The following is a 25,073-nucleotide window of genomic DNA, read 5'->3' as shown; positions in this document are numbered from 1 at the left end:
CTCCTCTTTTGACCTTGAAAAACACGCCACTTCGTTCTAACCGCCACAAATCCTGCGACAACACACAATCGCGCAATCAGGCGCGCAACTTTTGGGGGACAGGCAGATGCAGATCAGGGGTTCGATTCCGGCATTGGTCACGCCCTTGAAGGACGGCGCTCTGGACCTCGACGCTTTGCATGCGCTGATCGACTGGCAGATTGCCGAAGGCTCGCACGGGTTGGTGCCGGTTGGCACGACCGGCGAAAGCCCAACGCTTAGCCATGACGAGCATAAGCGCGTCATTGAAGAAGTGGTGCAAGCAGCGGCGGGCCGCGTGCCGGTGATTGCAGGGGCAGGGTCCAACAATACGACAGAGGCGATCGGCTTTTTACGCCACGCGGAAACTGTCGGGGCCGACGCGGCACTTGTTGTCACGCCCTATTACAACAAGCCCACACAAGAAGGGCTTATCGCGCATTTTACCGCGCTGCATGATGCCTGCGAATTGCCGATCATCATCTACAACATTCCGGGCCGGTCCGTGGTCGACATGATGCCCGACACGATGGCGCGCCTTGCAGAGCTTCCGCGCATTGTCGGGGTGAAAGATGCCACGGGCAAGCTGGAACGTGTCAGCCTACAACGCATGGCCTGCGGCCCCGATTTCATTCAGCTATCGGGCGAGGATGCGACCGCGCCGGGCTTCAACGCTCAGGGCGGGGTGGGCTGTATTTCGGTTACTGCGAATGTAGCACCCCGGCTTTGTGCGGAATTTCAAGAAGCAACGCTGGCGGGCGACTACGTCCGCGCGCTTGAACTTCATGACCGGCTGATGCCGCTGCATGTGGCCATCTTTGCAGAGCCGGGGCTGGTTGCTGCGAAATACGGGCTGTCGCGCCTTGGCAAATGCCGCCCGGATGTGCGCCTGCCGCTTGTTGGCCTGACAGAGGTCGCACAGGCACGCATGGACGCCGCCATGCGCCATGCAGGTCTGCTCAATTAAGCGACAGATCCAGCCAAACGGGTTTATGGGCGCTGCCTGTGGCTGTCAGCAGGTCATCAAGCGGGGTGCCCGGCAGGGGCCATAGCACCCCAGAGCCAAGCACGGTCATATCCGAGGATGGTAGCACATAGCTGACGCGCAGATTGCCCTGTTTTTCGTCCCACGCGGCGGTATCTTGCTCTGCCGGTCCGATATGATCGGCATTTGCAGTCGCCGCCCCGCCCGGGCTGGTGGGGCGCGGGTCTTGCAGTCGCGGATGGGCCAGAAGGCGGCGCATCGCCTCTGACAAACCGTCCCCGTCGAACGGGTCAAGGTTGCTGCCACCTGCCAGCACAAACGGACCAAGGGGCGGTTTATCCGCCAACTCCCCCGACAACCAATGCGACCAGAAGGCGCTTTCGTCGTGGTTGCGGTTGCGGTTGCGGTCGGGGTGGTTGCCGAATAGCGGCGGGCCAGCATGATAGGCCAACAGCCACAGGTCCGCGCCATTGGGCAGCAGGACAGGCAAGGCGACATGCGCAATGCTGGACAAGCGGTGCACCGCAAGCTGCTCTGGGGTTGCGCCGGTAAACAGCATTGCGCCCGGCAAATCGCGCCACAGCATTTGGGTGAAATCGCGCAGCCGGTCGGTCGCCAATGGGTAGCGCGACAGCAAAAGCAACGCGCGCGCGCCTGCATAGGCACCATAGCCATGCGCATCATCGGCGCCATGCGCCATGCCGTCGCCGTTCAAATCAACGCCGCTGGGCATGCCCGCATTCGGGGTGGGCGCAAAGGTGTGGGGCAGATCATAGCCCTGCGCGGCAATCAGTGCGTTCAGGGCCGCTGACGTATGACCCCGTGGGTCATAATCGACACCCGACAGGACCAGAATATCAGGGGCAAGGCCCGCGATAACCTGCGCCATTGCAACTGTATGCGGGCGGCGCGCTAGGATCGCGGCAAGCGCAGCCCCCGGCCCGGCCGCTGCAAAATCGACCCGCCAGAATGCGATGCGCACCGTATCTGCGCCCGGGGCTGGCGGAAAGGCCGCCGCCGGAGCGCACAGAAAGATCAGGTATAGGCAGAGCGCGCGGGCAAGGGCACCGCAGCCTCTTCTTCTGCAATGCGGCGGCGTTGAGCACGGATCAGCTGTGTGACGCGATACATGGCAATGCCCCGCATTATAAGGCTGAACGGAATGAATGCCCAGAACGCCACCCCCCAGACCAATGTCAGACTGTTTTCAAACGTCAGCGGCTGCACCAGCAGGCTGGACAGATGCAGCAACACCGGCAAAGAGAATGGCAGGACGACCCCTAACATAACGTTAATTTGCGCGTCCCGCTCCAGACGCTGGACCACGTCGACACCTTTGGTTGGGTCGAAATTGGGCAGGTTGATCCAGACGTTGAACGAACTGCCCTTCGCAGGCCAATACTTCATCAACATCGTGCCGACGAACAGCAACAGGCCGAAAAAGCACATCACGAAAGCCAGCGCCGCGCTGGCCATGACGTTCAGCAAATGCTCGACCGGCAGGCCCTGCGGCAACGACAGGACCAATAGCCGAATGGGGCTGAAGCTGAAATCAAACGCACCTGCCAGCCACAAGGCCACGGCACCCAAGACGCCCGGATCCCCCGCTGTGACCCCGCGTTGCAACACCGCAAGCACCAGAACGACCGCGACCAACATGCCGAAACGCAGACGATTATAGGGCTTGGCATCGCGAAATTCGATCAGGCCCGGATAGGCTGCGGCGTATTCCGCCATTACGACAGCCCCCGAGATCAGTGCGATCAGGGTCGCGGCCTGCGCTACGTCCTGAGAGATTCCCGGCAGCAACATCGCGGGCAACAGCACGAAGGCCACGACCAACAGGCCGCGCAGAAAACTTTGTGCCACATGCGACATAGACGCTCGATTGCCTCGTTTCGGTGCCTGATGCAGGGTTGGCCCCCGCAGTGTTTTCGCTGCTTTCAACTTATCGGATAGTCCGAACAACCGCAGCTGCCTTATTGTTGACACAATGTTGCCCATTTTTGGTCATCCTAGCAAGAGCCAGAGTTACTATTGGCAAGGGATGGGGCATTTTCGAGGTCGAACTGTCGCGTCTTTGCATCAAATTTGTGGAAAAAAAACGGCACCCGCGCCGGGTGCCGTCAGAAAATGCAGATTTTTCAGAGATTAGACCCAAGGTCGCGCTTGGGCTGCCTGCGCCTCGAAAGCGTCAATTGACGCTACTTTCTCCAAAGAAAGGCCGATGTCATCCAGCCCGTTCAGCAAGCAATGCTTCTTGAACGCATCCAGTTCGAAGTGATATTCCGTGCCATCCGCCCCGGTGACGGTCTGCGCTTCCAGATCGACCGCGATGCGCGCGTTCTCGCCCTTGCGGGCATCATCCATCAGGGCATTGACCTGTTCTTGCGGCAGAACGATCGGTAGAATGCCGTTCTTGAAGCAGTTATTGTAGAAGATATCGGCGAAACTGGTCGAGATGACGCAGCGGATGCCGAAATCCAAAAGCGCCCAAGGCGCATGTTCGCGCGACGACCCGCAGCCGAAATTGTCGCCCGCGACAAGGATCTGAGCGTTGCGATAAGCGGGCTGGTTCAGCACGAAATCCGCAATCTCGTTGCCGTCATTGTCATAGCGCATCTCGTCGAACAGGTTCACGCCCAGCCCTGACCGCTTGATGGTTTTCAAGAACTGTTTGGGAATGATCATATCGGTGTCGATATTGACCAGCGGCATAGGCGCGGCAACGCCTGTCAGGGTAGTGAATTTTTCCATAGGTCTTCTCCTGGCTGGAAGCACCGGGGCTTTGCCCCGGACCCCAGGATATTTTTGCAAGGATGAAATCAGGCGGGTTCGAGCATCAGGTCACGCACATCGGTCAGGCGCCCGGTGATGGCAGCCGCCGCCGCCATGGCGGGCGACATCAGATGCGTGCGACCGCCACGGCCTTGGCGGCCCTCGAAATTGCGGTTCGAGGTGGCCGCGCAGCGTTCGCCCGGCGCCAGTTGGTCGGGGTTCATGGCCAAGCACATGGAACAACCTGCCAAGCGCCATTCAAAGCCTGCATCGATGAATATTTGCGCCAGCCCCTCTTCTTCGGCCTGCGCACGCACAAGGCCCGATCCGGGCACGACCATGGCGCGTTTGACCTTGATCTTCTGGCCCTTGAGGATGTCGGCAGCGGCGCGCAGATCTTCGATCCGGCCATTGGTGCAGGACCCGATGAAAACGGTATCGATTTCGATATCGCTCAGCTTTTGGCCCGCTGTCAGACCCATATAGTCAAGCGCGCGACGCGCGGCCTCGACCTTGCCGCCGGTAAAGCTGGCAGGGTCGGGCACGGTGGCGGTGATGGGCAGCACGTCTTCGGGCGAGGTGCCCCATGTGACAACCGGCGCGATGTCCTCGGCGCGCAGGGTGACAACCTTGTCCCAATGCGCATCATCATCCGAATAGAGCGTTTTCCACCAAGCGAGCGCCGCTTCCCATTGTGCGCCCTTGGGTGCATGGGGACGGCCCTGCACATAGGCGAAGGTCTTTTCATCCGGCGCGATGATCCCGGCACGTGCGCCGCCTTCGATGGCCATGTTGCACACGGTCATGCGCCCTTCCATCGAGAGTTCACGGATTGCTTGGCCGCAATATTCGATGACATAGCCGGTACCGCCCGCGGTGCCAGTCGCCCCGATGACGGACAGGGTGATGTCCTTGGCGGTTACCCCCGGCGGCAGCGAGCCGGTGATTTCCACCTTCATGTTCTTGGATTTCTTCTGGATCAACGTTTGCGTGGCCAGAACATGTTCCACTTCGGACGTGCCGATGCCATGCGCCAGCGCGCCGAACGCTCCATGGGTGGCGGTGTGGCTGTCGCCGCAAACCACGGTCATGCCCGGTAAGGTCCAACCCTGTTCGGGGCCGACGATATGCACGATGCCTTGGCGCACATCCGACACCGGGTAATAGTGTATGCCGAATTCCTTGGCATTCGTGTCAAGGGCTGCGACCTGAATACGGCTGTCTTCTGGCATCTGGTCGGGATTGTCGCGCCCTTCGGTGGTGGGCACATTGTGATCGGGCACGGCAATGGTGCGCTCTGGCGCGCGCACCTTGCGGCCTGCCATGCGCAACCCTTCAAAGGCTTGCGGGCTGGTCACTTCGTGCACCAAGTGGCGGTCAATATACAGCAGGCTGGTGCCATCGGCATCTTCGTGCACGACATGGGCGTCCCAGATTTTGTCATAGAGGGTTTTTGGCATGGCGATATCTCTCGGGATAAGCGGAAATTTGGCGTAGCTTCAAGGCGCAACCAAAGGGCGCGCGGGCGCGATCAAGACAGTCGTGCCAGAACCGAGCGGTTCTCGCGTGTGAAACGCTGCGGCAGGCGCGCGTGATCTGTCATGTCGAAAAACCTATACATGCTGCGCTAGATACGCCTATTCCCGCCCTATGGCAACGGCTTCGCGCTTGTGCATTTCTTCATCACGAAGCCGATTGCACCTTGCAGGGTGATTGAGATAAGGCCGCGCGAATGTTATCTTATCCTTATCGCAAATCTTGGAGGATCAGCCCCTGTCCTACACCGACCCGACCGCGTTCGCGGCCCGCCCCGCCCCTGCCCTGCCGCTGACCAGTGCGGCTTTACTGGAACTGGTTCTGTCCTCGCTGGACGACGACAAGGCCGAAGACGTGGTCCAGATTGACCTGAAGGGCAAATCTGCGATGGCCGATACGATGGTCGTGGCCTCTGGGCGGTCAACCCGGCAGGTGGCCGCAATGGCGCAAAAGCTGATGGACCGCCTGAAAGAGACGTTTCGCCTGACCGCCCGCGTCGAAGGCAAGGATACCGGCGATTGGGTCTTGATCGACACGGGTGATGTGGTCGTGCATATCTTCCGCCCGGAAGTGCGCGAATTCTACCAGCTTGAAAAGATGTGGCAGGATATCGGGCGCTCGGGCGCCTAAGCCATGCGCCTTCATATCTGCGCGATGGGCCGGCTTCGCAAAGGCCCCGAACGCGCATTGATCGACGATTACCGCACACGGTTTGACCGCATCGGGCGCGCCCTGTCGCTTGGCCCTTGTGACGAGCATGAGGTCGATGAGCGCAAGGCCACAACGCCTGCGGCCCAAGTGCCGCTTCTGGCACGGGCGATCCCGGACGGGGCGCATTTGGTTGCACTGGATGAGCGCGGGGTAATGCTGTCATCGCCCGATTTCGCGCAGCTTTTGGCACGCACACGCGACCATGGCGCGCGTGATATGGCCTTTGTCATCGGGGGCGCGGACGGGCTGGACCCTGATCTGCGCGCGCGGGCCGACACGGTGCTGTCGCTCTCGCCCATGGTCTGGCCGCATATGCTGGCGCGGGTCATGCTGGCCGAACAGATTTACCGCGCTGCAACCATCCTGTCGGGCAGCCCCTATCATCGGGACTGAAAAAGCCAAGGCCACCGAAGTGCGCCTTGGCCAAGTTTGGCGAGGGTTGCGCCGCAAGGGCGCGGTAGAAAAGCGTTACCAGCCGTCGGCGTTGCGGGTACCGAATTTCTCGACCAGAAAATCAATCAACGCGCGCACCTTGGGCTGGGTATAGCGGCCCGATGGGTAAACCGCATGCAAGCCCTGCACATCGCGCGGCAGGTCAGGGATGACATCTTCCACCAGCCCGGCTTTCATCGCATCGGCATAAAGAAAGCTGGGCAGATAGGCGATGCCCAGACCATTGATAGCCGCCGTCAACAGGGATTGGCCATCATTGACGGAAAACCATGTTGCAGACCGAACTTGCCGCACTTCGCCAGACGGGGCGGTGATCTTCCACATAGAAGACGCGGCATTGTGCGAATAGTATAGCAATCGATGCGCGTTCAGATCGTCCAGCCGCTCTGGGCGGCCCTGTTCGGACAAATAGGCGGGCGACGCGATCAGACGTTGCGTGGTTTCACAAATCTTGCGCGCACGCAGCGTGCTGTCATCCATCTCGCCCATGCGGATGGCCAGATCGAACCCTTCCGAGATCAGTTCGACATAGCGGTTTTTCAGCACCATGTTGACCGACACATCCGGGTAGCGGTTCAGGAACTCGCCTAGGATGGGCGACAAATGCGTTGCGCCGAAATCGGTCGGAACCGCAAGCCGCAACACGCCAGAGGGCGCGGATTGCATGGCCGTCACAAGGCTGTCAGCCTCGCCCGCATCGTTCAGAACACGGCGCGCGCGGTCATAATATGCAAGGCCGATATCGGTGGGGCTGACCCGCCGGGTGGTGCGGTTCAACAGCCGCGCGCCCAGCCGCGCTTCCAAGGCCGAGACATGCTTGGACACGGCGGATTTGGAAATCCCCATCTTGCGGGCCGCGTCGGTAAAGCCGCCTTGGTCCACCACCGTGGCAAATGCTTCCATCTCGGTCAGTCGGTCCATCGTCACGCCTCAAGAAACCAATTCAACAGATTCGCACTTTTGTCGCCAATTCGGGCAAGAATGCGGAACGGGCACGGCTTTCGCGCGACATGCCGTGACGCGATACTTAAAATTGCGCGCAAGTCGCTGTGCCAATCTTGCAACAGTGCTTAGCGCCACCCACATATGGCGCAAGGCCCATACAGGCTGCCGTGCTGCATGTCAGGCGGGGTTCAGGAACGGGTGCTTTAGAAAGGATAACGACATGAATATGGACAAATTCACCGAACGTGCCCGCGGTTTCATTCAGGCGGCGCAAACCATCGCCCTGCGCGAGGATCACCAGCGGCTGGTGCCCGCGCATCTGCTCAAGGCATTGCTGGACGATGGCGAAGGCATGGCCACCAAGCTGATTGCCCGCGCTGGCGGCGCTGCTGCACAAGTGGCGCAATCGAACGATCTGGCATTGGCCAAGCTGCCCAAGGTTCAGGGTGGTGATGGTCAGATCTACATGGACCCGCAGATGGCGAAGGTGCTGGATCAGGCGCAGCAGATCGCCTTGAAAGCAGGGGACAGCTTTGTCACCGTGGAACGCCTATTGACCGCGCTGGCGCTGGTCAAGTCCGACGCGAAAGATGCGCTGGATGCCGGCGCCGTGACCGCGCAGAACCTGAACACTGCGATCAATGACTTGCGCAAAGGGCGCAGGGCCGATTCTGCTTCGGCGGAAGAGGGCTATGACGCCCTGAAGAAATATGCCAGCGACCTGACGGATGCCGCGCGCGATGGCAAGATTGACCCAATCATTGGCCGTGATGACGAAATCCGCCGCACCATGCAGGTTCTGTCGCGCCGCACCAAGAACAACCCAGTGCTGATTGGCGAGCCGGGCGTGGGTAAAACCGCCATTGCCGAAGGGCTGGCGCTGCGCATCGTGAACGGCGATGTGCCGGAATCCCTGCGCGACAAGAAGCTGATGGCGCTTGATATGGGCGCGCTGATTGCGGGCGCGAAATACCGGGGCGAGTTCGAGGAGCGGCTAAAGGCGATCCTGTCCGAAGTGACCGCGGCCGAGGGTGAGATCATCCTGTTCATTGACGAAATGCACACGCTGGTCGGCGCGGGCAAATCTGAGGGCGCGATGGATGCCGCGAACCTTATCAAGCCCGCTTTGGCGCGCGGCGAATTGCACTGCGTCGGCGCAACCACGCTGGATGAATACCGCAAGCATGTGGAAAAGGACGCAGCCTTAGCCCGCCGGTTCCAGCCCGTTCTGGTCGAGGAACCGACGGTCGAGGATACAATTTCCATCCTGCGCGGCATCAAGGAAAAATATGAACTGCACCACGGCGTGCGCATTTCCGATAGTGCGCTGGTGACGGCGGCCACGCTCTCGCATCGCTATATCACCGACCGGTTCCTGCCCGACAAAGCGATCGACCTGATGGATGAGGCCGCCAGCCGCTTGCGCATGGAAGTGGACAGCAAGCCCGAAGAACTGGATGCGCTGGACCGCGACATCTTGCAAAAGCAGATCGAGGCCGAGGCCCTGAAAAAGGAAGATGACGCGGCCTCCAAGGACCGGCTGGACGCGCTTGACCGCGAACTGGCCGAGTTGCAGCAGCGCAGCGCCGAAATGACAGCCACATGGCAGGCCGAGCGCGACAAGCTGGAAGCCGCGCGCCAGATCAAGGAAGATCTGGACCGCGCCCGGATAGAGCTGGAAACCGCCAAGCGCACGGGCGATTTCGCCAGCGCCGGGCGGCTGCAATATGGCGACATCCCAGAGCTAGAGCGCAAACTGGCAGAGGCCGAAGCGCGCGAGGCCGAGAAGCTGGTCGCCGATGCCGTGCGCCCAGAGCAGATTGCCGAGGTGGTCGAACGCTGGACAGGCATCCCGACATCCAAGATGCTGGAAGGCGAGCGCGAGAAGCTTTTGCGCATGGAAGACGCGTTGCGCAAGCGCGTGGTCGGTCAGGACAGCGCCTTGCGGGCCGTGGCCAATGCCGTGCGCCGGGCGCGCGCAGGATTGAACGATGAAAACCGCCCGCTTGGGTCTTTCTTGTTCCTTGGGCCGACCGGCGTGGGCAAGACCGAACTGACCAAGGCGGTCGCGGCCTATCTGTTCGACGACGATCAGGCCATGGTGCGCATCGACATGTCCGAATTCATGGAGAAGCATTCGGTCGCGCGGCTGATTGGTGCTCCTCCGGGCTATGTCGGGTATGACGAGGGCGGCGTGCTGACCGAAGCCGTGCGGCGCAGGCCGTATCAGGTCATCCTGTTCGACGAGGTCGAAAAGGCGCATCCAGACGTGTTCAACGTGCTGTTGCAGGTGCTGGATGACGGGGTGCTGACCGATGGCCATGGCCGCACGGTCGATTTCAAGCAAACGCTGATCGTGCTGACCTCTAACCTTGGGTCACAAGCCCTGTCGCGGCTGGCCGAAGGGGCCGACCCCGAGGCCGCCCGCACAGAGGTGATGGAAGCCGTGCGCGCCCATTTCCGCCCCGAATTCCTGAACCGTCTGGATGAAACCGTTATCTTCGACCGTCTGGCGCGCAGGGATATGGATGCGATTGTCGATATCCAGATCGAGCGCTTGCTGAAACGTCTTCTGGCGCGCAAAATCACGCTAGAAATGGATGACAGCGCCCGCGCATGGCTGGCCGACAAGGGCTATGACCCGGTCTATGGTGCGCGCCCGCTGAAACGGGTCATCCAGCGCCACCTGCAAGACCCGCTGGCGCAGTTGCTGCTGGGGGGGCAGGTGCTGGATGGGCAAAGCCTGCCTGTGACCGCCGGTGCCGATGGGCTGATTATCGGCGAGCATATCGCCGACAGCCCCGACCTGCCCAAAGCGGCCATCCACTAACACACCGCCGCGCCGCCCTGCCCTATCTGACAGGGCGGCGCACCGGGTCATGACCGGCATCAAGGCAGGGTGCCAACCGCTATGTTAAGCGTGCCCAATCGCGAATGGAGGACTGAGCCATGACCATTGAATACCGTGAGGATGACGCCACCCGCACCGCAGAAGTGCTGGTTCGGGGCAAGATCACGATGGAAGATTACACCGCTGCGGTAGAACCGATGCAGGCCTTCATCGACCGCCACGGCACGGTCAAATTCATAGAGGTGATCGAGAGTTTTTCAGGTTTCGACCCGGCTGTGCTTTGGCCGGGAATAAAATTCGACTGGCGAAATATAAGCCAGATCAGCCATGTTGCGGTCGTGTCCGACCTTGGTTGGGTGGGACCACTCTCAAAGGCTGCTGGTGCGCTTATCTCATCACAAGTCCGGTTCTTTCAGTTGGACGAGTTGAACGCGGCCCGCGCATGGATAGCGCAGGCCTAGCCTGACACCCTGCCCTGTCGGACCGAGGCCACCTTCCCCGATTACGACTCGGACAGCCCCGGGATAATGCGCTCCAACCCGTCGGAAGGGCTGGTGGCGGTTTGCGCCGTCGGCGCGAACAACTCGGCCATGGCAGAGGCCACCAAACCGCTATAGTGGTCAGGCGCGATGGATTGCGCCAAAAGCCCATCCGCTGGAACATGCGCCATCAGTGGCGCAACCAAGGCCAGATATCCGTCTTGGCCGTATTGGCCCATAAGGAAAGCCTTTATCAGGAACAGAACCAGCCCCAGCCCGGCGAAATACCGCACGACACCGGCGGCAAAGGCCACGCGGCGATCCCGCATCATCTTGCGGTATTTCGGATTCCGCGCCAGATGCGCGCGCAACACGGCTTCGCGCCGCGCATCGAACTCTATCATTTGTTTGGGTGTCATGCCCTCAAACCCCGATCCTGCCGTTTCTTGACCGAAGAACACCATGGAAATCGGGCACAATCTGGGCGCGTCGCGGGCAAAGGCGCGTTAGTTTCACGACAAAGTTAACGTGGCCCAGTCACCGATATCCTCGCGGTGGTGCAAGGCGAATCCCTCGGCAGTATAGGCGGCCAGAACACTCTCGGCCTGTTCTACCAAAAGGCCCGACAGGATCGCATAGCCCCCCGTGCCGATCATGCGCCCCATATCCGGTGCAAGCGCGATCAATGGCCCCATCAGGATATTGGCGAAAACCAGATCGAATGGCGACGCCGCGATCAGGTCGGGATGGTCGAAGCCCGTTGCTTCCAAACACTGCACGCGCCCATCCAGCCCGTTGGCCGTGACATTGGCCTGCGCGACCTCTACCGCGATGGCATCAATGTCGCTGGCCAGAACAGGCTCGGGCCAGATTTTCGCCGCGCCCATGGCCAGCACGGCGGTGCCGCAGCCAATATCGGCCACGCGTTTGCCGCGGAACCCCGCGTTGTCCAAACGGTCCAAGGCGCGCAGACAGCCCAGCGTGGTGCCATGATGGCCGGTGCCAAAGGCCATGGCCGCCTCAATCAACAGGCCGATGCGGCCCTCTGGCAATTTCTCTGCATCATGGCTGCCATAGACGAAAAACCGCCCCGCTTCGACCGGCGACAGGTCGCGCTTGACCTTGGCAACCCAGTCGATTTCCGGCAATTCCGACACGACAAAGGGCTTGGCCCCAAATGCCTGCGCCAGAAGCGTCAATTCCACGTCATTCGGCGCTTCAATGAAATAGCCACCCACTTCCCATAGGCCAGAGCCGTCCTCCATCTCGAACACGCCAACGCCGGTGGGTTCGGGCTGCATGTTCTCCATAGCCTCGGACAGAGCATAGGCAGAGGCTTCGGATGTCAGGGTCGTGATCGCGGTGAAGGTCGTCATGAGGCGCTTTCAGGGCAAGGAAACTGTTGCCGCGATACAGCCGCCCCTGTCCCCGGTCAAGCGCCCGCGCGCGGGTCGGGCGGCGCGCAAGGGTGGGCGGGTGGGCGCCGCCGCCCGGTCCGCGCGCGGGCGCGGGTTATGCCGACAAGCCGACGGGGCAGGTCACGCCGGTTCCGCCAATCCCGCAATACCCGTTCGGGTTCTTGTGCAGATATTGCTGGTGGTAGTCCTCGGCATAGTAAAATTCCGGCGCGGGCAAAATCTCTGTCGTGATCGCACCATAGCCAGCTTGTGCCAAACGCGGCGCATAGGCATCTTTGCTGGCCAGTGCCGCCGCCAGTTGCGCGGCGCCATAGGCATAGATACCAGAGCGATATTGCGTGCCCCGGTCATTGCCCTGTCGCATCCCTTGGGTCGGGTCATGCCCTTCCCAGAATTTCGCCAGCACACTCTCATAGCTTGTGACGGCCGGGTCGAAAATCACGCGCACAACCTCGTTATGCCCGGTCTGGCCGGTGCACACTTCCTGATAGGTCGGGTTGGGCGTAAAACCACCGGCATAGCCGACCATCGTCAGCCACACACCCGGCATTTGCCAGAAAATCCGCTCAACCCCCCAGAAACAGCCCATTCCGAACATGGCTTGTTCCATCCCCTCGGGCACCGCCGCTTTCAGGTCGCGCTCAAAGATCGCGTGCCGCGCGGCGGTCGCGATTGGGCTTGCGCGGCCCGGCAACGCCTGCGCCTTGTCGACCATCTGGGTTTTCGTCGCGCCAAAACCGAACATGCTGTGCTCCTATCTGCTAACAGAGAGATATTGCACGGCGGCGGGCAAACAAGGGGTCAGTCACCGGGGCGTGACAGGCTGAACACGTCACGCACCACCGCGTAATCGCGGTAGCCGCACCGCGCAAGCGGCTGGAACCGCGTGATGTCGAACTGCCCGTCCACCATGCAATCGTCGCGCAGATGCACGCCCACGACCTCTCCCACCACGATGAAATTCGCCGCGCCATCCAGTTGAATGATCTGGCGCATCTCGCATTCCAGCGCGGCTGGCGCACCCGCCACGCGCGAGGCCGCGATCACGCTGCACTCTGCCCGCGCAATGCCCGCATGGTCGAACTCATCCACCTCGCGCGGCCATGGGCCAGAGCTTTGGTTCATCACGTCGCGCGCGGCAAATTCCACGACATTCACACAGAACACGCCCGTTTCACGAATATTGGCGACCGAATCCTTCGTGCCATCGCGGTCGGGCTTGGCGCTGGTCGAGGCAAACATCACCTGCGGCGGCGTATAGGCCACGGCATTGAAGAAGGAATAGGGCGCAAGGTTGTCGCGCCCGTCTGCGCCGCGTGTCGCGATCCAGCCAATCGGGCGCGGGGCAATCACGGCATTGAACGGGTTGTGCGGCAGGCCGTGGCCGTGCTTTGGTTCGTAGAACATTGGGGTGCTTCCTTTGATTTGCGCCCAACCTAGCGCCATGCTAACCGCGCCGCCAGACCATGCGGGACCACGCCCATGCAGTTATCACGCGAAACCCCCGCCGACTGGTGGGAGGTCGAGGCCCTATACGATCTGTGTTTCGCACCGGGGCGCGAGGCGCTGTCATCTTACCGGCTGCGCGACGGCGTGGCGCCGGTCGCGGACTTGTGCCTGTTGCTGCGGGATACAAGCGGCGTGGCCGCCGCGATCCGGTTCTGGCCGGTGCGGGTGGCCGGGGCGCGCGTGTTGCTGCTGGGTCCGATTGCCGTGCACCCCACCCACCAAAGCGAAGGGCTGGGCGGCTGGCTGATCCGCGAATCATTGGACCAAGCGCGCGCCTTGGGCTGGGCGCGCGTTCTGCTGGTGGGTGACGCGCCCTATTACGGGCGGTTCGGGTTTGAACGGCTGGACGGCGTTACCATGCCGCCACCCACAAACCCCGCGCGGGTTTTGGGGCTGGCCTTGGTGCCCGGCGCATGGGACGGGGTGTCAGGCCGGGTGGAAAAGGATCATTCCACCAGCGCGGCGACGTAATCCAGCAGCGCGGGCCGGGCGCTTTCCAGCCCCCGCGCCTGCACGCGGGCGATCAATTCCGACACCTCATTCAGGTTTGACCGCCGGATCAGCGATTTGACCGGCCCGATAGAGGCAGGCCGCATCGACAGCGCCTGAATGCCGATCCCGGCCATGGCCAGCGCATCGACCGGACGGCCTGCATCCTCGCCGCAAAAGGATAGCGCCGTATCTGTCTCGTGGCAGCGGTCGACGATGACCTGAAGGAAGGTCAGGAAGCTGACATTCAACGTATCATAGCGGCGGCGCACCAGTTCATTTTCGCGGTCGGCGGCAAAGAAGAACTGTTTCAGATCATTGCCCCCGATCGAGATGAAATCGACCTCGCGGAAGAAACTGTCGGGCGCATAGGCCAGCGAGGGGGTTTCCATCATCGCCCCCACCTTCAGATCGGCGGGGAGCAGGTGGCCAAGGCGGCGCTCGCGTTCGATTTCGCGCATCAGCGTGTCGCGGGCGCGGGCGAATTCCTCGCCCGTGGCGACGAGCGGGAACATCACGCTCAGCGGACGGCCTGCTGCAGCGCGGATCAGCGCCTGAATCTGCATGCGCAACACGCCTGGTTTATCCAGCCCGACGCGCAAGGCCCGCCAGCCCATCGCGGGGTTCGGCTCGTCTGGGCGTTTCATATAGGGCGCGACCTTGTCGGACCCGATATCGAGCGTGCGGAAATGCACGCTCTTGCCCGCCGCCGCATCCAACACCCGGGCATAAGTGGCCACCAATTCTGACCGCCGCGGCATCCGTTCGCGGGTCAGGAATTGCAACTCGGTGCGAAACAGCCCCACCGCTTCGGCCCCAGAGGTCGGCAAGGACGGCAGATCGGCCATCAGCCCGGCATTCATTTTCAGCGTGATCTGTGTGCCGCAGCGCCCCACAGCAGGTTTGTCGCGCAGGCTGGCATAGCGTTCCTGCGCCTTGGCCTGCATTGCCATCTTGTCGCGGAACGCGCCGGTTACGCTATCATCGGGGCGCAGATGGACCACGCCTTCGGTGCCATCCACCAGAATGTGGTCGCCGCTCAGCGCATCGGTCGTAATGCGCGGCACATTGATGACCAAGGGGATCGCCAGCGCCCGCGCCACGATGGTTGCATGGCTGCCCACCGCGCCCTCTTCCAGAACCACGCCGCGCAGCTTGCGGCCATATTCCAGCAGATCACCGGGGCCGATATTGCGCGCCACAAGAATGGCGCGGTCGGGCATTTCCGCGCCGGTTTCCACGCCCTGCCCGGTCAGAATGCGCAACAGCCGGTTCGACAGGTCATCCAGATCATGCAACCGGTCGCGCAGATACTGGTCCGGCACGGTTTCCAGCCGGGCGCGCGCGGCGGATTGCTCTTTCTCGACAGCGGCTTCGGCAGATAGGCCAAGGCGGATGTCTTCTTCCATCCGCTTCATCCAGCCGCGCGAATTGGCGAACATGCGGTAGGTTTGCAAAACCTCTTGGTGTTCTTTGTCGCGCGACCGCGCCGCGCTGAGCATGTCATCGACAGAGCCGCGCAGCTTGTCCACCGCTTCGTGCAGGCGGGCTATTTCGGCCTTGGAGTCATCATTCACAAGGTTGGTGACGACCACGCGCGGCTGGTGCAGCCAGACATAGCCCTCGGCCTCGCCTTCTTGTGCGGCCACGCCCCGCAAACTGGCGGCGCGCTTGTGCGGAGAGGCGAAACTCGTGCCCTCGCCCACGAAAGCGCCAAGCTCGGTCATCTCGGCAATGACCATGGCCACCACTTCAAGGCCATAGATTTCATCTTCGGAATAGTCGCGCGCTTCCTTGGATTGCACCACCAGCACACCCAGCCGTTCCCCAAGCCGCTGCACCGGCACACCCAGAAACGACGTGAACACCTCTTCCCCGGTTTCGGGCATATAGCGGAAGCCCGGCTCTGACGGGGCGTTGGCGCTTTTCAGCGGCCGGGCCAGACGCGCCACCTTGCCCACCAACCCCTCGCCAAAGCGCAAGCGGGTTTCATGCACGGCGGTTGGGCGCAGCCCTTCGGTGGCGCATAGTTCCAACGTGTCGGGGTCACGAAACAGGTAGATAGAGCAGACATCCGTCCCCATTGACCGCGCAATGATCGTGGTAATGCGGTCCAGCCGTTCCTGTCCCGGCTGGGCGCTTGCCATCTCGTCGCGCAGCTGGCGCAACATGCGGCGGCTGTCGGTTTCCGTCCTTTGGGGCATGGCCCCTCCCGATCCCGTGGCGGGTTTTATCCCGCCTTGTCCAGTTCAAACGCATCATGAAGCGCCTGAACCGCCAATTCCATATATTTCCTGTCGATCAGAACGGAAATCTTGATCTCTGACGTGGCGATAACCTTGATATTCACACCATCGGCGGCCAGCGCCTTGAACATGCGTGCGGCCACGCCAGCATGGCTGCGCATCCCGATGCCCACAACAGACACCTTGGCGGCGTTCTCATCCACTTGCAGTGTGTCGTAGCTGATCTGCCCTGCATCGCGGGCCGCTTCCAGCGCCTTACGCGCGCGGACAACCTGATCGACCGGGCAGGAAAAGGTCATGTCGGTCACAGGCTTGTCGCTGTCTTGCGCCTTTTCCGAGATGTTCTGCACGATCATATCGACATTCACGCCCGCATCGGCCAGCGGGCCGAAAATGGCGGCGGCAATGCCGGGGCGGTCTTCGACCGTGACAAGGGTCAGCTTGGCTTCTTCGCGGCTATAGGCCACGCCAGAGACGACTTTCGATTCCATGATCTCATCCTCATCACAGACCAGAGTTCCAGAGGTTTCGTCGGTCTCATCGAACGACGACAGCACGCGCAGGCGCACCTTGTAGCGCATGGCCAGTTCCACAGACCGGGTTTGCAGCACCTTCGCACCAAGCGAGGCAAGCTCCAGCATTTCCTCGAAGCTGATCTTGTCCAGCTTGCGCGCTTTCGAGGTGATGCGCGGATCGGTGGTATAGATACCATCCACATCGGTATAGATATCGCAACGCTCCGCCCCGAAGGCCGCGGCAAACGCCACGGCAGTGGTATCGGACCCGCCACGGCCCAGCGTGGTAATCCGTCCTTCGGGGCTGACACCCTGAAAGCCCGCGATCACCGCAACCTTGAAACCTTCGGCAAATTTGGCGTCCAGATTGGCGCGCGGAATATCGACAAAGCGCGCGGCGCCATGCTGGCTGGTGGTCTGGATCGGCACTTGCCACCCCTGCCAAGACCGCGCAGGCACATCCATTTCCTGAAGCGTCAGCGCCATCAGGCCCGCGGTCACATTCTCGCCCGAACTGACCACGGCATCATATTCGCGCGCGTCGTAAAGCGGCGAGGTTTCATTCACCCAGCCCACCAGTTCATTGGTCTTGCCCGACATGGCAGAGACGATGACGATCACGTCATAGCCGCGCGCGACCTCTGCGCGAACCTTGGCCGCCGCGTTGCGGATACGGTCCAGATCGGCGACAGAGGTGCCCCCGAATTTCATTACCAGAAGCGGCATTAACAGACCTCTTCGCCCCAGAATTTCGCGGCCCTTCTACGCGCGGGCGATGGACGGCGCAAGATGAACCGCACGCGCGAGCCCGGCACGTTTGCGCAAATAGGCAACGCGGTCGGCAAGTTCTGGCCGCACCGGTCCGGGGCGCGGCGGGTCGTTCAGCGTGCTGGCCCAATGCGGCTGCACTTGCCATGCGGGGCCGCGCCGGTTCCATGTCAGCGCGGCAAGGATGTCTTGCGCGGGGGCGGGTAGCTCTGCCCCCGCCCCATGCCCGTTCAGCGCGCCCCAAACCCGCGTCCAGCAGCGCGCGACCGACCACGGGTTATAGCCGCCCCCGCCCAGCACAACGAAGCGCTGGGACAAGTCGCGCAGGGCCAGCGCAACCTCTGCATGGGCGTTGTTCGACAGAGCCAAGCGCGACAGCGGATCTTCAAGGATGGCATCGGACCCGCATTGCAGTACCACAGCCTGCGGGTCGAACTGCGCCAGCAAGGGCAGGATCAGGCGGTGCAGCACATGGCCCATCTCGGTATCGTTAAAGCCGCGCGGCACAGGCAGGTTCGTGCTACGCCCGCCACCAGTGTCTGTCAGCTTGCCCGTATAGGGCCAGCGGTTTTCCTCATGGACCGATATCAACAGCATATCGTCATCCGCGCCCAAAGCCGCCTCGACCCCGTCAGCATGGTGCGCGTCGATATCGACATAGGCAATCCGCGACAGCCCCAGACGCCGCAGCGCCAGCAGGCACAGAACCGGATCGTTCAGGTAGCAAAACCCGTTTGCGCGATCGGCCATGGCGTGATGTGTGCCGCCGCCGGGCACATGCACAACACCGCCCTCTGCCACCAGTTGGGCGGCCAGCATGACGCCGCCTGCCCCCGTGGCGGGACGGCGGAACATCTCTGGAAAAACGGGGTTCGCGGTGGTGCCAAGGGCGTGGCGCTTGAACGCCACCTCGTCCACCGCTTGCGCGGCTTCGGCCCGTTCCAGCGCGGCAATGTAATCGGGCGTATGAAAGCCGGTCAGCGCCACAGGTTTGGCGCGTGGGCTGGTGCGATACTGCCCCGGCCCCAGCCACCCCAAGGCGCGCACCATATCCATCACGGTCGAGACTCGCGGAATATGCAGCGGGTGCGCCGCCCCGTAGCTAGAGCCGCGATAGATCTCTGACCCGATGAATACTGGCTTCACGGCAGGGCGCGGCGAATTTCGCTGGTGATCGCAGGGGCAGTCGGACGGATCGACGCCCCCCAGAACCCGATCAACGCACCGTCCGGCCCGATGAGCGCCTTGTTGAAATTCAAATTCGGTGCTTCGCGGTGCTCTTGCGCCAGCCAGCGGTAGAATGGATGGGCATCCGGCCCGCGCACCGAGGTGATTTCGGTAATCGGAAAGGTTAGCCCAGTGTCGACACGGCAAAACTGCACCACATCCTTGTTGTCGCTGTATTCCTGATTGAAATCTTCCGACGGCACAGCCAGCACCACCAGCCCGTCCTCGCTGTATTCATCATGCAGCGCCTGCATGTCGCGATATTGCCGGGTAAAGCCGCAGAATGACGCGGTATTTACGATCAGAACGGGCCGCCCGCGCCAGTCTGTCAGGTCCAGCTTTGTGCCATCCAACGCCGTAAAGCTAAAAGCCTGCGCCATGGGCGCGGCAAACAACAACAGTGCAGTCAGGAAAATCTGTCTCATGCGGTGCGACGTAGCGCGGCAGATGAGCGGCACAAGGGGCGCAAAAGTGCTTTCATCTTGAATTACATCTGCGGATCGTTAAGTCCTGTTGGGCTATCACAAGGCACCGCCATGATAAAATATATGCTCGATTGCCCAAATGCACATAGGTTCGAAAGCTGGTTCCAATCTGGCACGGCCTTTGATGATCTGCACAAACGTGGGCTTGTCACCTGCCCCGATTGCGGCAGTGCCGATGTGAGCAAGGCTATCATGGCTCCGTCGGTCAAAACCGCCAAGCGCGCCGCGATGGTGGAAAAACTGCAAGCCCTGCGCGCCGAGGTCGAGGCGAATTCGGATTATGTCGGGCGCGATTTCGTGCAACAGGCCCGCGCCATGCATCTGGGCGAACTGCCGGAGCGCGCCATTCATGGCGAAGCAAAACTGGCAGAGGCCAAGGCCCTGATTGACGAAGGCGTTCCAGTCCTGCCACTGCCTTTCATCCCGAAGGCAAAGACAAATTAAAGCAGTTCCACAGGAACCTTGCAGGCGGTTTCGCCGCAAACCTGTGACTGAATAAACAAAAACGCCCGCGGCTGGCAGGCCGCGGGCGTTGGCGTTGAGCGGTCAGGTCAGCGGCGAAGCCGGCCCTGCGCGACGGCGGCAATATCGGCGCGTTCCACACCGATATCTGCCAATTCACGATCGCTCAGCGCGCTCAACTGGTTGCGGGTAATCCTTTGCGTGTTCCACGTCATCAGGGAGGCGACCAAAGCGCCAAGCGAGAGGCCATGGAAACCGGCAAGGACCTCTGCCGCGGTATTGCGGCTATCTGCGTAGAAGGTCATGTCAGGTCTCCGAGAGGGAAGTTTTCAAACTGCTGCATATTTGTGCATGGTCGGCAGATAGTCTTCGCTGCGGCGCAGCACAACTCAGAGAGTTTGCATGCCCCATATGCCTTTTTTGCATGGCTCTGCCCGATCTTGCGCCGCGACCCACTTGGCAGATGTTCGCTTTTCGTGCTAACGATAAGAAAAAGCAGCAGGCAGGCCCCAGATATGATGCGCGTAATCGGCATAGACCCAGGCTTGCGCAACCTTGGATGGGGCGTGATCGACGTGGACGGGGTGCGTATGCGCCATGTCGGCAATGGCATTTGCCACTCCACCGCCAGCGCCGATCTGGCCACGCGATTGCTGGAACTGCACCGCCAACTGACCGACGTTCTGGCGCGCTTCGCCCCGCATACGGCGGCGGTGGAACAGACCTTTGTGAACAAAGACGCCGTCGCCACGCTGAAACTGGGCAGCGCGCGCGGCATCGCCCTTTTGGTCCCCGCACAAGCTGGGCTAGAGGTGGGCGAATACGCCCCCAATGCCGTCAAGAAAGCCGTGGTCGGCGTGGGCAAAGCCGCCAAGGAACAAGTGGATCATATGGTGCGGATGCAACTTCCCGGCGTGACAATCGAAGGGCCGGACGCGGCGGATGCGCTGGCCATTGCCATTTGCCACGCCTTCCACAGCCAGACCGCACGGCGCGCGGCAAAGGTGGTCGGATGATCGGCAAGCTGACAGGCGTGGTCGACATGCGCGGGACCGATCATGTCCTGCTGGATGTGCGCGGCGTGGGCTATATCGTTTATGTTTCTGACCGCACCTTGATGGGCCTGCCGGGACGGGGCGAAACCTGCGCGCTTTACACCGATATGGTCGTGCGCGAAGACCTGATGCAGCTTTACGGCTTCCCGACACTTCTGGAGAAGGAATGGCACCGGGTTCTGACCTCGGTTCAGGGGGTGGGGGCGAAAGCGTCCTTGGCCATTCTGGGCGCGCTTGGGCCAGAGGGCGTGTCGCGCGCGATTGCCTTGGGCGACAGCGCAGCCTTGCGCAAAGCGCCGGGCGTTGGCCCCAAACTGGCGCTGCGCATCGCGAACGAGCTGAAGGACAAGGCCCCTGCCCTTATGGCGGTCGATAGTCCGGCCATGCCATCTGCCCCAGCGGCCAGCGAGGTGATCGACCCCGCACCCAAACGCGCCACCCCGGCAGCCCCTGCGCCGGCCCCAAGCAACGCGGTGGCCGAAGCCATGTCAGCCCTTGGCAACCTAGGCTATGGCCCGTCCGATGCCGCCCGCGCCGTGGCCGAAGCACAAACCAACCTGCCAGAGGCCGACACGCCCGCGCTGATCCGCGCGGCGCTGCGCCTGCTGGCACCGAAAGGGTAGTGCGATGACCAGCCCCGACCCCACCCTGCGCGGGCAAGACATGCCCAGCGACAGCCCCGATCTGGACCGCGCGCTTCGCCCGCAAGGGCTGGACGAATTCGTCGGCCAGCACGAAGCGCGCGCCAATCTGCGCGTTTTCATCCAATCTGCCAAGATGCGGGCAGAGGCGATGGACCATACCCTGTTCTACGGCCCCCCCGGCTTGGGCAAAACGACGCTGGCGCAGATCATGGCGCGCGAATTGGGCGTGGGCTTTCGCATGACCAGCGGCCCGGTTCTGGCAAAGGCGGGCGATCTGGCGGCGATCCTGACCAATCTGGAAGCGCGCGATGTGCTGTTCATTGACGAGATCCACCGCCTGAACCCGGTGGTGGAAGAAGTGCTTTATCCCGCGATGGAAGATTTCCAGCTTGATCTGGTCATCGGCGAAGGGCCCGCCGCGCGCACCGTGCGCATTGAATTGCAGCCCTTCACGCTGGTCGGGGCCACGACCCGGATGGGCCTTCTGACCACGCCGCTGCGCGACCGGTTCGGCATTCCCACGCGGCTGCAATTCTACACAGAGGATGAACTGTGCCTGATCGTCGCGCGCGGGGCCCGGCTATTGGGCGTGGCGGCAGATGAGGACGGCGTGCGCGAAGTGGCCAAACGCGCGCGCGGCACGCCGCGCATCGCGGGCCGTCTGCTGCGCCGCGTGGTCGATTTCGCGCTGGTCGAAGGCGATGGCAAGCTGACGCGCGCCTTGGCCGACAACGCGCTGACCCGGCTGGGCGTGGACAAGCTGGGGCTGGACGGGGCCGACCGGCGCTATCTGTCGCTGCTGGCGGAAAACTATGGCGGCGGGCCTGTGGGGGTGGAAACCATCGCCGCCGCATTGTCGGAAAGCCGCGACGCGATCGAGGAAGTGATCGAGCCTTACCTGCTACAACAGGGCCTTCTGGCGCGCACCCCGCGCGGGCGGATGCTGGCGGCCAAGGCATGGGCGCATCTGGGCCTGCCCATGCCACAAGCCGAACCGCAAGGCCGGTTGTTCGACGGTTAAAGCAGCGCCGTTGCCCGCACCCACCAACCGGGCTGCGCGCGGGCGATGAGGGTTGCCGCCTGCTTTGCGGTGCCAAGGTCAGGGAACAGCCCAAAACAGGTTGCCCCCGACCCGGACATGCGGGCCAGCGCCGCGCCCGCCCCCGCAAGTGCCGCGATCACATCGGCGATTGCCGGAACCGCGGCGCAGGCCGGCGCTTGCAGATCGTTGCGCTGCACCGACAGCCACGCCACGAAGCCCGGAAAATCGGGCCATTCCGGCAGGGTTTCCGGCATCGGCGGATTGTCCTTGCGCGCCAGCGCCCGGAACACTGCCGGGGTCGCCACGCCCACGCGCGGATTGACAAGGACCATCGCCATCGGTGGCAGCGCCGGAATGCAAGAGACATCCTCGCCGATTCCGCGCATACGGCACGGCTTGGCGGCAAGGCAGACGGGCAGATCGGCACCCAGCGTCAGACAATCGCCCGGCACCGGACGACCGCTGTGCCGCGCGATCAGTCGCAAGGCAGCCGCTGCATCGGACGACCCGCCGCCAATGCCAGAGGCCACAGGCAGGTGTTTTTCCAGCTCCAGTGCCAGCCCATCGGCCTGCGCCAGCCGCGCGGCGCGCAGCACCAGATTGTCGCCCTCTCCCGACAGGCCAGCGGCTTCGGGACCGGTCACAGAAAGCGAAATCCCTGCCCCCGCAGTGGCGCGCAGCATGTCGCCAAGCTGCGTGAACACAACCAACGAATCCAACAGGTGATAGCCGTCTGCGCGCTGCCCGGTCACATGCAGCGCAAGGTTGACCTTGGCGGGCGCGTGTTCCGTCGCGGTCATTGCGTGTCGGTCACCGCATCGGGCGGGGTTTTGCCCTCTTCGATCTTGCGCAAAACCTGCTCTACATCCATGTCCGGGTGTGGCGCGAAAGACAGCGCGCGCCGCCACTGGAAGCGCGCTTCGCGTTCGCGCCCAACCGCCCAATAGACATCGCCCAGATGGTCATTCAGAATGGGGTCTGTCGGCATCAATTCGACTGCACGCTCCATGACCGGCACGGCTTCGTCGTAGCGGCCCAAACGGTAATAGGCCCAGCCAAGGCTATCGACAATGTAGCCGCTATCAGGCTCCGCTTCGACCGCGCGCTCGATCATCCCCAGCGCCTCGTCCAGTTTCAGCCCTTTGTCGATCAGCGAATAACCCAAGTAGTTCAGCACCTGCGGCTCGTCGGGCACGAATTCCAGAACACGGCGGAATTCCGGCTCTGCGCGCTCCCACTCGCCCAGACGTTCCAGCGTGATCGCGCGGGTGTATAGCAACACCCAATGGCGTTCCTCTATGGTGCCAAGCAGGTCGATGGCGCGGGTATAGGCGGCCTCTGCCTGTTCGAATTGTTCCTCGCGGCGAAACTGATCGCCCAGCGCGCTATGCACCAGCACGGACTCGGGCCGTTCGCGCGCCAAATTTTGCAAGCTTGCGACCGCATCCGAAACATCGCCGCTGCGCGCCAGAGCATTCGCCTTGGCAAGCTGCACGGCCAGATATTGCGGATCATCGACCGGCACTTGGTCATAGACAGCATTGGCGAGGTCATATTCCTCGGCACTCTCCAGAAGCTCACCGGCCAACAAGCTTGCCTCTGTATGGTCGGGACGCAGCGCCAGCGCAAGCCGCGCATAGATCAGCGGCAACCAATCGCCCCGTTCGGCCGGAAGCGCGGAAGCAAGGGTGAAATAGGTCTCTGCCATGCCATCACTGGCAGAGGTGATGGTGGTGAACGGGATCGCGCGCCCTTCGCGCAAGGCGGCGCGCAGATCCACGATATCCTCATCCGGGGCGGCGCCGAACATCGCGTCGGTCAGTTCCAGCGCGTCCTCTGTGCGGCCAAGCTGCGACAAGATCGCGATATGGGCCAGCACGCCGCGGCGGCTTAGCCCGATCGGGCCTTCAGCCTCGCCGGTCAGCAGGGATTCGGCGCGTTCCAGATCGCCCACATAGGCCAGCGCAAGCGCCTTGAAATACAGCGCGAAGGGCGCAAGCTCTTCACGTTCGGCAATGACCACATCGAAAGCGGCCAGCGCATCCGACATGCTGCCACGCCCCAGATCGGCCCAAGCGCGCGCCATGGGATCGGTCAGCGGACCGGTCAACACGCCGTCATCAAGGGCGGCGATGGCCACATCATACACGCCACGATCAAAGGCATCCGCCTGCATCACCAGGTTCGCCACGCTGCTGGCATTGCCATTGGCCGTGATCTGCGCCGCGCGCTCTACCGCACGTTCGAAATTCCCGGCCAGCAAATGCCCCTGCATGGACAATTCCAGAAAGCCCGGATTGTCCGGGTCGCTTTGCAACAACTGGTCATGGCTTGCCGCCATTTGGGCAAAGTCATTGTTCGTCACGGCCACGCGCGACGTCAGGAAGGCCCCTGCCATGCCGGGCTCTGCCTGCGACTGCGCTGTTGCCGCGGCAAACGGCGCACCAGCCCCAAGCG

26 protein-coding genes are annotated in these 25,073 nt (G+C 62.3%); 10 read left to right on the top strand and 16 right to left on the bottom strand.

The window, feature by feature from the left end:
• Nucleotides 1-106: 106 nt before the first annotated feature.
• Entirely contained in the window at nt 107-985 is an 879-nt protein-coding gene (gene dapA, locus AWT76_RS02180; protein ID WP_072244541.1) for a 4-hydroxy-tetrahydrodipicolinate synthase, read from the top strand.
• On the opposite strand, the gene AWT76_RS02175 is transcribed toward dapA, so the two are convergent.
• The 4 genes from AWT76_RS02175 to leuC form a co-directional block, all read right to left on the bottom strand.
• Nucleotides 978-1,985: an endonuclease/exonuclease/phosphatase family protein gene (locus tag AWT76_RS02175; RefSeq protein ID WP_082700055.1), complete on the bottom strand. Its 1,008-nt coding sequence runs from the start codon at nt 1,983-1,985 to the stop codon at nt 978-980. The genes dapA and AWT76_RS02175 overlap by 8 nt on opposite strands.
• A 53-nt stretch (nt 1,986-2,038) precedes the next feature.
• A complete protein-coding gene (locus AWT76_RS02170; RefSeq protein WP_072244538.1) occupies nt 2,039-2,881 on the bottom strand; it encodes a hypothetical protein in 843 nt (280 codons plus the stop codon).
• A 273-nt stretch (nt 2,882-3,154) separates the two neighbouring features.
• On the bottom strand, nt 3,155-3,760 hold the full coding sequence (leuD, locus tag AWT76_RS02165; protein WP_072244536.1) for a 3-isopropylmalate dehydratase small subunit: 606 nt from the start codon (nt 3,758-3,760) through the stop codon (nt 3,155-3,157).
• Between the two features lie 68 nt (nt 3,761-3,828).
• Complete coding sequence (gene leuC / locus AWT76_RS02160) at nt 3,829-5,241, bottom strand: 3-isopropylmalate dehydratase large subunit (RefSeq protein ID WP_072244534.1); 1,413 nt, start codon at nt 5,239-5,241, stop codon at nt 3,829-3,831.
• Between the two features lie 313 nt (nt 5,242-5,554).
• On the opposite strand from leuC, the gene rsfS reads away from it, so the two are divergent.
• Together rsfS and rlmH are read left to right on the top strand one after the other, a co-directional pair.
• Nucleotides 5,555-5,947, top strand: a complete 393-nt coding sequence (gene rsfS / locus AWT76_RS02155) for a ribosome silencing factor (RefSeq protein ID WP_407071401.1) — start codon at nt 5,555-5,557, stop codon at nt 5,945-5,947.
• 3 nt (nt 5,948-5,950) lie between these two features.
• The gene (gene rlmH, locus AWT76_RS02150; protein ID WP_072244532.1) at nt 5,951-6,421 is read left to right on the top strand and encodes a 23S rRNA (pseudouridine(1915)-N(3))-methyltransferase RlmH; all 471 of its coding nucleotides are present in this window, start codon (nt 5,951-5,953) and stop codon (nt 6,419-6,421) included.
• 75 nt (nt 6,422-6,496) lie between these two features.
• On the opposite strand, the gene AWT76_RS02145 is transcribed toward rlmH, so the two are convergent.
• Nucleotides 6,497-7,402: a LysR family transcriptional regulator gene (locus AWT76_RS02145; RefSeq protein WP_072244742.1), complete on the bottom strand. Its 906-nt coding sequence runs from the start codon at nt 7,400-7,402 to the stop codon at nt 6,497-6,499.
• Between the two features lie 244 nt (nt 7,403-7,646).
• Here AWT76_RS02145 and clpB point away from each other — a divergent pair, with 244 nt between their 5' ends.
• Nucleotides 7,647-10,256 carry an ATP-dependent chaperone ClpB gene (clpB, locus tag AWT76_RS02140; RefSeq protein ID WP_072244530.1) on the top strand — a complete coding sequence of 870 codons (2,610 nt, stop codon included), beginning with the start codon at nt 7,647-7,649 and terminating at the stop codon, nt 10,254-10,256.
• A 119-nt stretch (nt 10,257-10,375) separates the two neighbouring features.
• Complete coding sequence (locus tag AWT76_RS02135) at nt 10,376-10,738, top strand: SpoIIAA family protein (protein ID WP_072244529.1); 363 nt, start codon at nt 10,376-10,378, stop codon at nt 10,736-10,738.
• 41 nt (nt 10,739-10,779) lie between these two features.
• Here AWT76_RS02135 and AWT76_RS02130 read toward each other — a convergent pair whose 3' ends face one another.
• The 4 genes from AWT76_RS02130 to AWT76_RS02115 all read right to left on the bottom strand — a co-directional run bounded on the left by AWT76_RS02130 (nt 10,780) and on the right by AWT76_RS02115 (nt 13,581).
• Nucleotides 10,780-11,175, bottom strand: coding sequence for a hypothetical protein (locus AWT76_RS02130; RefSeq protein ID WP_141655841.1), 396 nt, complete (start codon nt 11,173-11,175; stop codon nt 10,780-10,782).
• A 93-nt stretch (nt 11,176-11,268) separates the two neighbouring features.
• A complete protein-coding gene (locus tag AWT76_RS02125) occupies nt 11,269-12,132 on the bottom strand; it encodes a 50S ribosomal protein L11 methyltransferase (RefSeq protein ID WP_072244523.1) in 864 nt (287 codons plus the stop codon).
• Between the two features lie 136 nt (nt 12,133-12,268).
• Nucleotides 12,269-12,919, bottom strand: coding sequence for a peptide-methionine (S)-S-oxide reductase MsrA (gene msrA / locus AWT76_RS02120; protein WP_072244521.1), 651 nt, complete (start codon nt 12,917-12,919; stop codon nt 12,269-12,271).
• 56 nt (nt 12,920-12,975) lie between these two features.
• Nucleotides 12,976-13,581, bottom strand: a complete 606-nt coding sequence (locus tag AWT76_RS02115) for a flavin reductase family protein (RefSeq protein WP_072244519.1) — start codon at nt 13,579-13,581, stop codon at nt 12,976-12,978.
• Between the two features lie 75 nt (nt 13,582-13,656).
• Here AWT76_RS02115 and AWT76_RS02110 point away from each other — a divergent pair, with 75 nt between their 5' ends.
• Nucleotides 13,657-14,154, top strand: a complete 498-nt coding sequence (locus AWT76_RS02110) for a GNAT family N-acetyltransferase (RefSeq protein WP_072244518.1) — start codon at nt 13,657-13,659, stop codon at nt 14,152-14,154.
• Here the strand turns inward: AWT76_RS02110 and ptsP are convergent.
• From ptsP to AWT76_RS02090, 4 genes are read right to left on the bottom strand one after another with little or no spacing between them, the layout of a single operon-like run.
• Nucleotides 14,130-16,376: a phosphoenolpyruvate--protein phosphotransferase gene (gene ptsP / locus AWT76_RS02105; protein WP_072244515.1), complete on the bottom strand. Its 2,247-nt coding sequence runs from the start codon at nt 16,374-16,376 to the stop codon at nt 14,130-14,132. The genes AWT76_RS02110 and ptsP overlap by 25 nt on opposite strands.
• A gap of 26 nt (nt 16,377-16,402) precedes the next feature.
• A complete protein-coding gene (locus AWT76_RS02100; protein ID WP_072244513.1) occupies nt 16,403-17,659 on the bottom strand; it encodes an aspartate kinase in 1,257 nt (418 codons plus the stop codon).
• A gap of 36 nt (nt 17,660-17,695) precedes the next feature.
• Nucleotides 17,696-18,847: an arginase family protein gene (locus AWT76_RS02095; protein ID WP_072244512.1), complete on the bottom strand. Its 1,152-nt coding sequence runs from the start codon at nt 18,845-18,847 to the stop codon at nt 17,696-17,698.
• Nucleotides 18,844-19,353 (bottom strand): glutathione peroxidase, encoded by a 510-nt coding sequence (locus AWT76_RS02090; RefSeq protein WP_072244511.1) that lies wholly within the window; start codon nt 19,351-19,353, stop codon nt 18,844-18,846. Before AWT76_RS02090 ends, AWT76_RS02095 begins: the two co-directional genes overlap by 4 nt.
• Before the next feature lie 111 nt (nt 19,354-19,464).
• Here AWT76_RS02090 and AWT76_RS02085 point away from each other — a divergent pair, with 111 nt between their 5' ends.
• On the top strand, nt 19,465-19,857 hold the full coding sequence (locus AWT76_RS02085) for a DUF1178 family protein (RefSeq protein ID WP_072244510.1): 393 nt from the start codon (nt 19,465-19,467) through the stop codon (nt 19,855-19,857).
• Nucleotides 19,858-19,964: 107 nt separating this feature from the next.
• Here AWT76_RS02085 and AWT76_RS02080 read toward each other — a convergent pair whose 3' ends face one another.
• The gene (locus AWT76_RS02080) at nt 19,965-20,180 is read right to left on the bottom strand and encodes a DUF1127 domain-containing protein (RefSeq protein ID WP_072244509.1); all 216 of its coding nucleotides are present in this window, start codon (nt 20,178-20,180) and stop codon (nt 19,965-19,967) included.
• A 213-nt stretch (nt 20,181-20,393) separates the two neighbouring features.
• Between AWT76_RS02080 and ruvC the strand changes: the two genes are divergently transcribed.
• The 3 genes from ruvC to ruvB are packed head-to-tail and all read left to right on the top strand — an operon-like array spanning nt 20,394 to nt 22,595.
• Entirely contained in the window at nt 20,394-20,891 is a 498-nt protein-coding gene (gene ruvC / locus AWT76_RS02075) for a crossover junction endodeoxyribonuclease RuvC (protein ID WP_072244740.1), read from the top strand.
• A complete protein-coding gene (gene ruvA / locus AWT76_RS02070) occupies nt 20,888-21,553 on the top strand; it encodes a Holliday junction branch migration protein RuvA (RefSeq protein WP_072244507.1) in 666 nt (221 codons plus the stop codon). The genes ruvC and ruvA overlap by 4 nt, the downstream gene beginning before the upstream one ends.
• Nucleotides 21,554-21,557: 4 nt before the next feature.
• Nucleotides 21,558-22,595: a Holliday junction branch migration DNA helicase RuvB gene (ruvB, locus tag AWT76_RS02065; protein ID WP_072244505.1), complete on the top strand. Its 1,038-nt coding sequence runs from the start codon at nt 21,558-21,560 to the stop codon at nt 22,593-22,595.
• Here the strand turns inward: ruvB and AWT76_RS02060 are convergent.
• On the bottom strand, nt 22,592-23,416 hold the full coding sequence (locus AWT76_RS02060) for a 4-(cytidine 5'-diphospho)-2-C-methyl-D-erythritol kinase (RefSeq protein ID WP_072244503.1): 825 nt from the start codon (nt 23,414-23,416) through the stop codon (nt 22,592-22,594). The genes ruvB and AWT76_RS02060 overlap by 4 nt on opposite strands.
• On the bottom strand, nt 23,413-25,014 hold the full coding sequence (locus AWT76_RS02055; protein ID WP_176699308.1) for a tetratricopeptide repeat protein: 1,602 nt from the start codon (nt 25,012-25,014) through the stop codon (nt 23,413-23,415). The genes AWT76_RS02060 and AWT76_RS02055 overlap by 4 nt, the downstream gene beginning before the upstream one ends.
• Between the last annotated feature and the right edge of the window lie 59 nt (nt 25,015-25,073).

Origin of the sequence: Roseibaca calidilacus (assembly GCF_001517585.1) — a bacterium.
Taxonomy (GTDB): Bacteria; Pseudomonadota; Alphaproteobacteria; order Rhodobacterales; family Rhodobacteraceae; genus Roseinatronobacter; species Roseinatronobacter calidilacus.
This window is presented reverse-complemented; position numbering and strand designations above follow the sequence as displayed.

Excerpts from the sequence above, each read along its gene's own strand:
- AWT76_RS02145 (WP_072244742.1), bottom strand. The coding sequence starts at position 7,402 with ATGGACCGACTGACCGAGATGGAAGCATTTGCCACGGTGGTGGACCAA.
- AWT76_RS02115 (WP_072244519.1), bottom strand. The coding sequence starts at position 13,581 with ATGTTCTACGAACCAAAGCACGGCCACGGCCTGCCGCACAACCCGTTC.
- AWT76_RS02135 (WP_072244529.1), top strand. The coding sequence starts at position 10,376 with ATGACCATTGAATACCGTGAGGATGACGCCACCCGCACCGCAGAAGTG.
- leuD (WP_072244536.1), bottom strand. The coding sequence starts at position 3,760 with ATGGAAAAATTCACTACCCTGACAGGCGTTGCCGCGCCTATGCCGCTG.
- AWT76_RS02125 (WP_072244523.1), bottom strand. The coding sequence starts at position 12,132 with ATGACGACCTTCACCGCGATCACGACCCTGACATCCGAAGCCTCTGCC.
- ruvA (WP_072244507.1), top strand. The coding sequence starts at position 20,888 with ATGATCGGCAAGCTGACAGGCGTGGTCGACATGCGCGGGACCGATCAT.
- clpB (WP_072244530.1), top strand. The coding sequence starts at position 7,647 with ATGAATATGGACAAATTCACCGAACGTGCCCGCGGTTTCATTCAGGCG.
- AWT76_RS02055 (WP_176699308.1), bottom strand. The coding sequence starts at position 25,014 with ATGGCAGGGGCCTTCCTGACGTCGCGCGTGGCCGTGACGAACAATGAC.
- msrA (WP_072244521.1), bottom strand. The coding sequence starts at position 12,919 with ATGTTCGGTTTTGGCGCGACGAAAACCCAGATGGTCGACAAGGCGCAG.
- AWT76_RS02100 (WP_072244513.1), bottom strand. The coding sequence starts at position 17,659 with ATGCCGCTTCTGGTAATGAAATTCGGGGGCACCTCTGTCGCCGATCTG.
- AWT76_RS02085 (WP_072244510.1), top strand. The coding sequence starts at position 19,465 with ATGATAAAATATATGCTCGATTGCCCAAATGCACATAGGTTCGAAAGC.
- rlmH (WP_072244532.1), top strand. The coding sequence starts at position 5,951 with ATGCGCCTTCATATCTGCGCGATGGGCCGGCTTCGCAAAGGCCCCGAA.
- AWT76_RS02080 (WP_072244509.1), bottom strand. The coding sequence starts at position 20,180 with ATGACCTTCTACGCAGATAGCCGCAATACCGCGGCAGAGGTCCTTGCC.
- AWT76_RS02090 (WP_072244511.1), bottom strand. The coding sequence starts at position 19,353 with ATGAGACAGATTTTCCTGACTGCACTGTTGTTGTTTGCCGCGCCCATG.
- AWT76_RS02170 (WP_072244538.1), bottom strand. The coding sequence starts at position 2,881 with ATGTCGCATGTGGCACAAAGTTTTCTGCGCGGCCTGTTGGTCGTGGCC.
- AWT76_RS02130 (WP_141655841.1), bottom strand. The coding sequence starts at position 11,175 with ATGACACCCAAACAAATGATAGAGTTCGATGCGCGGCGCGAAGCCGTG.
- ptsP (WP_072244515.1), bottom strand. The coding sequence starts at position 16,376 with ATGCCCCAAAGGACGGAAACCGACAGCCGCCGCATGTTGCGCCAGCTG.
- ruvB (WP_072244505.1), top strand. The coding sequence starts at position 21,558 with ATGACCAGCCCCGACCCCACCCTGCGCGGGCAAGACATGCCCAGCGAC.
- AWT76_RS02060 (WP_072244503.1), bottom strand. The coding sequence starts at position 23,416 with ATGACCGCGACGGAACACGCGCCCGCCAAGGTCAACCTTGCGCTGCAT.
- dapA (WP_072244541.1), top strand. The coding sequence starts at position 107 with ATGCAGATCAGGGGTTCGATTCCGGCATTGGTCACGCCCTTGAAGGAC.
- leuC (WP_072244534.1), bottom strand. The coding sequence starts at position 5,241 with ATGCCAAAAACCCTCTATGACAAAATCTGGGACGCCCATGTCGTGCAC.
- ruvC (WP_072244740.1), top strand. The coding sequence starts at position 20,394 with ATGCGCGTAATCGGCATAGACCCAGGCTTGCGCAACCTTGGATGGGGC.
- AWT76_RS02110 (WP_072244518.1), top strand. The coding sequence starts at position 13,657 with ATGCAGTTATCACGCGAAACCCCCGCCGACTGGTGGGAGGTCGAGGCC.